Source organism: Yinghuangia sp. YIM S09857 (assembly GCF_051388915.1).
Taxonomy (GTDB): domain Bacteria; phylum Actinomycetota; class Actinomycetes; order Streptomycetales; family Streptomycetaceae; genus Yinghuangia.
In genome coordinates this window covers 249,198-257,832 of the sequence record NZ_JBPKBH010000012.1, presented here as the reverse complement: position 1 = coordinate 257,832, position 8,635 = coordinate 249,198, and the positions used below count along the sequence as shown (strand labels likewise).

Below are 8,635 nucleotides of genomic sequence, written 5' to 3'. Positions count from 1 at the left end.
CCCCCCCCCCCCCCCCCCCCCCCCCCCCCCCGGGACCGGTCAGAACGGTCGGTCGCCGAGGATCGCGGCGCGCTCCATGACGCGGACGTTGGGGTGGTAGTCGTTCGTCGCGTAGTGCACGGTGGCGCGGTTGTCCCAGATCGCGACCGAGTCCGGCTGCCACCGGAAGCGGACCTGGTACTCCGGGTAGGTCGCCTGCTTGCACAGCAGTGCAAGCAGCTCCTCGCTCTCCCCGTCGGACAACCCGACGATGTGGTCGGTGAAGACCTCGTTGACGAACAGGGTCCTGCGGCCGGTGACGGGGTGGCTGCGCACCACCGGGTGTTCGGCCGGCGGGAACTCGGCGCGCATCACGGCGAACCGGTCCGGCGCCATGCCCTGGCCGAACGAGAACGCGAAGTCGTGCACGGCGGTCAGCCCGTCGATGCGCTCCTGCACGTCGGCCGGGAGGTTGTCGTACGCCGCGGCCATGTCCGCCCACAGCGTGTCGCCCCCGAACTCCGGCACCTCGACGGCGCGCAACACCGAGCCCAGCGCCGGTTCCTGACGCCAGGTCACGTCGGTGTGCCAGATGTTCTCGACGCCGACCATGTCGGCGTCCTTGGCGAACCGCACGACCTCGGGCACGTCACCCTGCGCGAGGAAGGGGTGCACCTCCAGGTCACCCCAAAGGCGAGCGAAGGCGCGGTGCTGGGCGGAGTCGATCGCCTGGTCGCGGAAGAACAGCACCTTCCACTCCAGCAGCGCGCGGTTCAGCTCGGCGAACATCTCCGGCCCGACCGGCTCGCGCAGGTCGACGCCGTGGACCTCGGCCCCGATCAGCGGCCCGCACGGCCGCAGCTCGAAGAGCTCGTACGGGGCCGACTCCGCCCCGATCGGCAGGCGCCGCAGCACCCGTGTGCCCATCGCCAGGCCGCGTTCGGCGACGCGGTTGCGAATCGTCGTCATGTCTGTGCCCTCCAGGGATCGTGGGAGCCGCAGGTGCGGTGACCACAAACGTTCACCGGACGGCAAACCCGTGTGGCCACCGCACTTGGAGGAGCACGTTAAGACACCTGACTTAAAGATGGAAGGGGCACGCACATCACAGCGTCTTGAGGAAGTCCCCGATGTGGCCGGTCACCCGGGCGATGTCCGCGTCGTTCAGGCCGTGGTTGCCGGACACGAGGATGCCCTGCTTCATGACCTGGTCCGCGTTCGGCAGCCCGTCGCCGGCGATGCGGAAGGCGGCGTTCTTCAGCATCGGGTGCCGGGTGATGTTGCCGGTCCACACGGTCCGCGTGTCGACGCCGCGCGGCTCCAGGTACTTCTGGAGGTCGGCGCGCGTGAACCCGGCGTCCGGGCGGACCTGGAACGTGTAGGTGTGCCAGGCGGTTTCGAGTCCTTCGAGCTCGCGCGGCAGGATGAAGTACTCGGGGTGCTGCGCCAGGAACTCGCTGTAGAGCTGGAAGTTCCGACGCCTGCGGGCGAAGTTGACCGGCACCTTCTTGAGCTGCTCGACGCCGAACGCCGCACTCATCTCGTTGGGCTCGAAGTTCCAGCCCAGTTCGTCGAAGATGAACCCGCTGTCGTACGCGACCCCGTCCAGGTCCTCCCAGTAGCTGCGCTCGCCCTTGCCGCCGAAGACCTGTACCTCGGAGCGTCGACCCCAGCGGCGCAGCAGCAGGCAGCGCTCCCGCAGTTCGTCGTCGTCGACGAGCACCATGCCGCCGGTGCCGCCCGCGGTGATGATGTGCGACAGGGCGAAGCTGGTGACGGAGATGTCCGCGCGGGTGGCGGTCGGCGTGCCGCGCAGCTTGGGGGCCAGCGAGTCGCAGCCGTCCTCGACGACCTTCAGGCCGTGCCGGTCCGCGATGTCGCGTACGACGTCCCAGTCCGGGGCGTTGCCCACGAGGTTGGGCAGCAGGATCGCCTTCGTCTTGTCCGAGACGGCGGCCTCCAGCAGGGACACGTCGACGTTGAACGTGTCGGGTTCGACGTCCACGAACACCGGCACCAGGCCCGCCCGGACGAGGGGCGCGACGTCGGTGGAGAAGGTGAGCGGCGAGGTGATGACCTCGTCGCCCGGTTGCAGGCCGAGCAGTTCGACGGCGAGGTACAGGGCGGACGAGCCGGAGTTGCACATGATGCCGTGCCGCTTGCCGGTCATCTCGGCGACCCGGCGCTCCATCTCGGCCACGTTCGCGCCGATGCCGAGCTTCCCGCTGCGGAGCACGCGGTTCACCGCCTCGATCTCGGCCTCGTCGTAGACGGCGGAGACGTAGAGCACTCGCTTGTCGTCGGTCATCGGGGGAACGTCCTTCCGGAAGCAGTGGTGGGACGGCACCAAGCCGCATGCTGATCAAAAAGATAGCTATCATGGCCATGATTAAGGCGGAAGGGTCATCCCGAAGAACGGGCCGGAGTCGCCCTGTCGGGGCTGCGGCGGGCAGGCCCGCGGGTGCGTGGGGTTGCGGTGAGCGGGGCCGGCTTGCGCGGGGCCGCCGGGAGCGAGGCCGGCTTGCAGACATATGTAAAGACGCTTTAGATTTATATGCATGGCATTGACCGACCGGGAGCGCGAGATCGTCGATCTGCTGCGCGGTGACCCCCGGCTCGCCCCCGGGGAGATCGCCGAGCGGCTGGGCACCACGCGTGCGGCGGTGAACGTCCACCTGTCCAACCTCACGCGCAAGGGCGTCGTCCTCGGGCGCGGCTACATCCTCAGCGAGGAGCCGTCGGTCGTCGTGGTCGGCGGCGCCAACCTCGACATCAAGGCGCGCAGTGCCGCCCCCGCGATCCTCGGCACCAGCAATCCCGGCGCGGGCTCGATGGCCGCCGGGGGCGTCGGCCGTAACATCGCGGAGAACCTGGCCCGGCTCGGCACCCCCACCTACCTGATCGCCGCGGTCGGCGACGACGCGATGGGGGAGCGGCTGCTCGCCGACACCGCCGCGGCGGGCGTACGGCTCGACCACATCCACCGCAGCAGGCACGCCACCGGCACCTACACCGCCGTGCTCGACGCGGCCGGCGAACTCGTGGTGGCGGTGGCCGACATGACCGCCGCGTCCGAGCTGCTGCCCGAACACCTCGGCCCGCTGCGCGAGTTGCTGTCCCATGCGGGGCTGCTCGTGCTGGACGGCAACCTCTCCGCGCCGGCCGCCTCGCACGTCCTCGACCTCGGCCACGCGGCCGGCGTCCCGACGCTGCTGGAGCCGGTGAGCGTGCCCAAGGCGGCCGTGCTCGCCCCGCTGATCACCCCGGACCGGCCGCTGTACGCCGCGACTCCGAACCGCGAGGAACTCGCCGCGCTCACCGGGCTCCCCACCACCTCCGACGACGAACTGCTCTCCGCCGCAAAGCACTTGCATGAACGCGGCGTCGCACACGTGTGGGTGCGCCTCGGCTCCCGGGGGAGCCTGCTGAGCAGCGCCGACGAGGGCCACGCGTTCGTCCCCGCCCTGCCCGCCGGAGTCGAGGACGTCACCGGTGCCGGGGACGCCATGCTCGCCGCCTTCGCCTACGCCCTGCTCGCCGGACACCCGCCCCGCACCGCGGTCGACCACGGCACCGCCGCCGCGGCGCTCACCGTCGAGAGCGCGCACACCGTCCGCCCCGACCTCTCGCCGCGCCTGCTGGCCCAGGCCCTCGCCGAGCGCGCCGCCCGACCCACGAGCCCCAGGAGCACCCAGTGACCGGCACCCCCCACCCCGACCTCGTGCTGACCGAGGAGGTCCGGGACGCCCTGGCCGCCGGCCGCCCCGTCGTCGCGCTGGAGAGCACGATCATCAGCCACGGCATGCCGTACCCGCAGAACGTCGCGATGGCCACCGAGGTCGAGGACATCATCCGCGGCCACGGCGTGGTCCCGGCCACCATCGCGGTGTTGGACGGACGCCCGTGCGTCGGCCTCACCCCGACCGCGCTGGAGGTCCTGGCCACCAGCCCGGACGTGGCCAAGGCGAGTGTGCGGGACCTGCCGTACCTCATCGCCCGGGGCGAGCACGGCGCCACCACCGTCGCCGCGACCATGCGCCTGGCCGCGCTCGCCGGGATCCGGGTCTTCGTCACCGGCGGCCTCGGCGGCGTGCACCGCGGCGCCCCGGAGAGCTTCGACATCAGCGCCGATCTGGCCGAACTCACCCGCAGCGACGTCGCGGTGGTCAGCGCGGGCGTCAAGAGCATCCTGGACATCGGGCTCACGCTGGAGCACCTGGAGACCGGCGGCGTCCCGGTGGTCGCCTACGGGACCGACGAGTTCCCCGCGTTCTTCTCGCGGACCAGCGGCTTCCGCGCCCCGATGCGGGCGGACACCCCCGAGGAGCTCGCGGCCATGATGCGGGTCAAGTGGGACCTCGGGATCTCCGGCGGCCTCGCGATCGCCAACCCGGTCCCGGCGGAGGACGAGATTCCGGCGCGGCGGATCTCCGCGGTGATCGAGCAGGCGCTGACGGACATGACCACGCTCGGGATCACCGGGAAGGACGCGACCCCGTATCTGCTCGGCCGGATCGTCGAGATCAGCGGCGGCGCGAGCCTCGCGGCGAACATCGCGCTGGTGAAGAACAACGCGCACCTGGGCGCGCGGATCGCGGCGGCGTACGCGGGCGGCTGACGGCACGCGCGGTCGCGCCCCGCCCGCGTGGGTTCGCCTCCGTGTGCCGCCCGGAAGGATCACTTTTGCCGGGAACGGGGTATCCGGACGAGACCGTCGGGACGGCCACCGGTACGGCCCCCCGCATGCGAGGAGGACGAAACAGATGCCCACGTCGATCCGCAGTGTCGTGGTCCCGGTGTCGGACCTGGAGGCCGCGAAGGCGATCTACACCGCGCTGCTCGGCACGCCGCACACCGACGAGCCCTACTACGTCGGGTACAACGTCAACGGGTTCGAGGTCGCGCTGAACCCGCAGGGGACCGTGGCGGACGGCCCGATCGCCTACACCGACGTCGACGACCTCGACGCGGTACGCGCGACGCTGCTCGCCGCGGGCGCCACCGAGCGGACGGCCCCGGTCGAGGTCGGCCCCGGGGCGCGGATCTGCGTCCTGGAGGACGCGGACGGGAACGCGGTCGGCCTGCGCGGGAAGTAGCCGGCGTCGGAGGTCGGGCCGGGCCGCGGGCCGATACCGGCCCTGGGGCCGGCCCGATCCGGCCCGATCCGGCCCGATCCGGCCCGATCCGGCCCGATCCGGCCCGATCCGGCCCGGGGCGTGCGGTGCCGTGCGTACCGCACACCCCGGCCCGACCGTCCGGCAGTCGCGCGTTGTCCCATGGTGTGGCGCGCAGTGTGAAACACACGCGCCGGTCCTCGGCGCCGGTCCGGGGTCGGCCCCGGGGCGCCCTTCCGGGACGAAGTGCGCGTCGGCCCCCGGCGACAGGCCCCCGTCAGGCCCCCGGCTTCAGTCCTCCAGCGTCAGCAGCGGCGCCGCATCCCCCGTTTCGCGCCGCGCCGCCGACGGTGTCGGGAAGGCGTACTCCGTCACGACCCCTTCCGCGCCGTGCGTTGTCAGCCACGGGTTCCGGCCCACGTTGACGCGCAGGTCGAAGACGTCGGGGCGCGAGTACTGCCCGACGATGTCGACGAACGACTTCGCGGCGAGGATGTCGTTGAGGTCGAGGTCCGCGTACACGATCCCCTCGGCGTGCGGGTCGAGCTCCTCGGCCGTGCTCAGGCCGGTCGGGTGGAAGATCCGGGCGAAACCGCCGCCGGTGCCCAGCAGTTTGCGCTGCCCGGCGTCGTCGCCGACCAGCAGGTCGACCGCGTTCTGCGAGACCACCTGCGTGGCGCAGAGGACGAACGACCCGGTCTCGATCGCGTGCATGCGCGTCGCGGCCTCGTTCGGCTCGATGGTGCCCAGGTAGAACCCGTTGGGATTGGTGGACACGAAGCTGGGCCAGCACGCGACGTGGATCTGCTCGTGCATGGCCGCCAGCGTGAAGCGTTCGAGGGGCTGGAAGTGCTCCCAGCAGTTCAGCGCGCCGATCCGGCCGATCCGGGACTCCCAGACCTGGAGGTCCGCGCCGTTGCCGTCGCCGAAGATGCCGCGCTCCACGTGCGTCGGCTTCAACTTGCGCCGGTTGCCGACCAGGTTGCCGCGGTCGTCCACGAACATCTGGGACATGTATGCGCTGGACCCGGCGATCTCCACGTACCCCATCACGACGTGGATCGCGTGCTCCCGGGCGGCCGCCATCAGGCGCCGCATGCGCGCGTCGCCGAGCTGCATTCCGTTGGTCAGGTAGTGCTTGGCCAGACCGGCGGCGGTCGTCTGGTCCTTGATCCACAACTGCCACGGGTAGCCGGGCACGAAGATCTCCGGGAAGGCGATCACGTCCGCGCCGTTCCCCGCCGCCTCGGCCATCAGGGCGATGCTCTTGCCGATGGTCGCGTCCGCATCGAACCACACCGGCTCGGCCTGCACCGCGGCCGCCTTGACCTGGATGTCGTAGTCGATCATCACGTTGCTCCTCCCCGTCGGCACGCGCGCCGGAAGCCGGCGGTGCGCGTGTGTTCGAGAGCGTACGAGGCCAACACCCTTGCCAGTCCAGGGTTTTCGCCTCACAACTTGGGCTGCTTCGGCGGCCCGTGAGGCGGACGCGTGGCGCAACCGACGCCGCGAATACGCCGGCGGGCTCGTCAACGTTCACCTGTTCGGGTGAGAATGGCCGACGTGACGCGTCGGGGGGATCTTCGGGCCGGAGTACGCCGGCCGCTGCTCCGCGTCCTGCTCCTCGCACTGCTGGCGCTGGCCACGCTGATCGGCGGCGGGACGCTCCCCGCCCAGGCCGCGCCCACCGCAGTCCCCGCCGCGGTCTCGGCGGCCACCGTGACCGCCCCCGGCGACGAGGCGGTCGCCTGCCCGTACCGTGCGCAGAGCCCGAACGACGCCCGGGGCTGCGGCAGCGCCGCGCCGGTGTGCACGTCGTCGACGGTCCCGCCGGTGCCACCCGTACTCCCGGAGCCGGTGGGCCCGTTCAGCCTGCCCTGGTTCGTCGGTCCGGACGGTGCCGGACCCGCGCCCGCGCCCGCCCCGAGCGCCGTGGCCACCGATATCGCCGACCTCTGCGTCAGCCGGACCTGAGCCGCCCCCGCGCGTCGGCCCCGCCCGCCACGGGGCTCTGCGGCGCGCCCGCGTACCGGCGACTTCACTCCGCATACCTCCCGGAGGAGCTCCATGGGGCCTCGGCAGAGTTCACAAGAGCACGGCAAGACCGACAAGAACCCCCGAACGGACAGTACTCGTCGGCGCGTCGCCGCGCAGCGCGCCCGCGACGACAAGGCGGCACGCCGCCGCTCGATCGTCCTGGGCACCGCGGCCGCGGTGGTCGCGGCCGGCGTCATCGCGGGCCTGGCGGTCGTCGTGACCACCGACTCGGACGACGGCAAGCCCGAGCCCGGGAACGGCGCGATCACCGCGAACGTGGTCGCGGCGCCCAACGTCGCCAGCCCGATCCCCGGCGTCGTCGCCTACACCGCGGCGCGCGACCATGTGCGGGGCGAGGTGGTTTACCCGCAGGTGCCACCGGTCGGCGGCGAGCACAACGAACGGTGGCTGACCTGCGCGGTCTACGACCGGCCGGTGGCGAACCGCAACGCCGTCCACTCGCTGGAGCACGGCGCGGTGTGGCTGACCTACGACCCCGCGCTGCCCGCGGACCAGGTCGAGAAACTGAAGGCGCGGGCGCGGCAGGCGTACATGCTGTTGAGCCCCTACCCGGGCATGTCGACGCCGATCACGGTCACCGCCTGGGGCATGCAGCTCAAGGTCGACAGTGCGGACGACCCGCGCATCGACCGGTTCATCACGCTCTACCGGCACAACCGGCAGACCACGCCGGAGTACGGGGCGCCCTGCGACGGCGGAGTGATGCCGTGACCGGGCGCGCCAAGAGGGCGGCCGTCGCCTTCGCTGCCGCAACTGTCTTGGGGTTGACGGGTGTTGCCGCGTGCTCCTCGGACGGCGGCGGAAGCCGTGAGCCCGCCGCCGCGCCGACCATGCTTGGTGTGCCGGTGGCCGAGGTGAAGGACCCGCCGGCCGACACCTCGGTCGAGGCCGGGTTCGCGCGCGACATGAAGGTGCATCATGCGCAGGCGGTGGCAATGTCGTTCACGATCCGCGACCTGACGGACGACGAGTCGGTGCGGATGCTGGCGTACGACATCGCGGCCACGCAGCAGAACCAGATCGGGCAGATGACCGGCTGGCTGGACCTGTGGGGGCTGACACAGACCACGACGCGTCCGCCGATGGAGTGGATGTCGCCCGCGGGCATGGCCGCGATGGGCGGCCACACGATGGCGCCCGGGGCGACCGTGCCCGGGCCCGCGGCCACCACGGGGCCGGGCGCGCCGCAGATGCCGGGCATGGCCACCAAGGCCCAACTCGACCGGCTCGCGGGGCTGCGCGGTGTCGAGGCCGAGGTGTTGTTCCTGCAATTGATGATCACCCACCACCAGGCGGGAGTGGCGATGGCCCAGGACGCACTGGACCACGCGCGGTCGCAGGTGGTGCGGGACCTGGCCAAGGGCATGGTCGCGGGGCAGAACGCGGAGATCGCCCAGATGCGGCAGTGGCTCGCCGAGCGGGGGGCCTGAACCGGCCGCAGCTGTCGGCCTGTTCGCGGATCCGACGTCCGCGGCCGGTATCGG

Annotated in this window: 9 protein-coding genes; 6 read left to right on the top strand and 3 right to left on the bottom strand. The window is 71.8% G+C overall.

What is annotated here, in order from left to right; translation table 11 throughout:
• Positions 1–39 precede the first annotated feature (39 nt).
• Positions 40–948, bottom strand: coding sequence for a TauD/TfdA dioxygenase family protein (locus ACRX5S_RS25340; RefSeq protein WP_436775388.1), 909 nt, complete (start codon positions 946–948; stop codon positions 40–42).
• 136 nt (positions 949–1,084) lie between these two features.
• Positions 1,085–2,287 carry a DegT/DnrJ/EryC1/StrS family aminotransferase gene (locus tag ACRX5S_RS25335; protein ID WP_436775387.1) on the bottom strand — a complete coding sequence of 401 codons (1,203 nt, stop codon included), beginning with the start codon at positions 2,285–2,287 and terminating at the stop codon, positions 1,085–1,087.
• Between the two features lie 250 nt (positions 2,288–2,537).
• On the opposite strand from ACRX5S_RS25335, the gene ACRX5S_RS25330 reads away from it, so the two are divergent.
• From ACRX5S_RS25330 to ACRX5S_RS25320, 3 genes are all read left to right on the top strand, one after another.
• Positions 2,538–3,677: a carbohydrate kinase gene (locus tag ACRX5S_RS25330; protein WP_436775386.1), complete on the top strand. Its 1,140-nt coding sequence runs from the start codon at positions 2,538–2,540 to the stop codon at positions 3,675–3,677.
• Complete coding sequence (locus ACRX5S_RS25325; protein ID WP_436775385.1) at positions 3,674–4,597, top strand: pseudouridine-5'-phosphate glycosidase; 924 nt, start codon at positions 3,674–3,676, stop codon at positions 4,595–4,597. Before ACRX5S_RS25330 ends, ACRX5S_RS25325 begins: the two co-directional genes overlap by 4 nt.
• Before the next feature lie 145 nt (positions 4,598–4,742).
• Entirely contained in the window at positions 4,743–5,075 is a 333-nt protein-coding gene (locus tag ACRX5S_RS25320; protein ID WP_436775384.1) for a VOC family protein, read from the top strand.
• A 309-nt stretch (positions 5,076–5,384) separates the two neighbouring features.
• Here the strand turns inward: ACRX5S_RS25320 and ACRX5S_RS25315 are convergent, their stop codons facing one another.
• Positions 5,385–6,443, bottom strand: coding sequence for a carbon-nitrogen hydrolase family protein (locus tag ACRX5S_RS25315; protein WP_436775383.1), 1,059 nt, complete (start codon positions 6,441–6,443; stop codon positions 5,385–5,387).
• Between the two features lie 213 nt (positions 6,444–6,656).
• Here ACRX5S_RS25315 and ACRX5S_RS25310 point away from each other — a divergent pair, with 213 nt between their 5' ends.
• The 3 genes from ACRX5S_RS25310 to ACRX5S_RS25300 all read left to right on the top strand — a co-directional run bounded on the left by ACRX5S_RS25310 (position 6,657) and on the right by ACRX5S_RS25300 (position 8,581).
• On the top strand, positions 6,657–7,067 hold the full coding sequence (locus tag ACRX5S_RS25310) for a hypothetical protein (RefSeq protein WP_436775382.1): 411 nt from the start codon (positions 6,657–6,659) through the stop codon (positions 7,065–7,067).
• A 93-nt stretch (positions 7,068–7,160) separates the two neighbouring features.
• Positions 7,161–7,862, top strand: a complete 702-nt coding sequence (locus tag ACRX5S_RS25305; RefSeq protein WP_436775381.1) for a DUF3105 domain-containing protein — start codon at positions 7,161–7,163, stop codon at positions 7,860–7,862.
• Positions 7,863–7,981: 119 nt separating this feature from the next.
• Positions 7,982–8,581: a DUF305 domain-containing protein gene (locus tag ACRX5S_RS25300; RefSeq protein WP_436775407.1), complete on the top strand. Its 600-nt coding sequence runs from the start codon at positions 7,982–7,984 to the stop codon at positions 8,579–8,581.
• Positions 8,582–8,635: the final 54 nt, after the last annotated feature.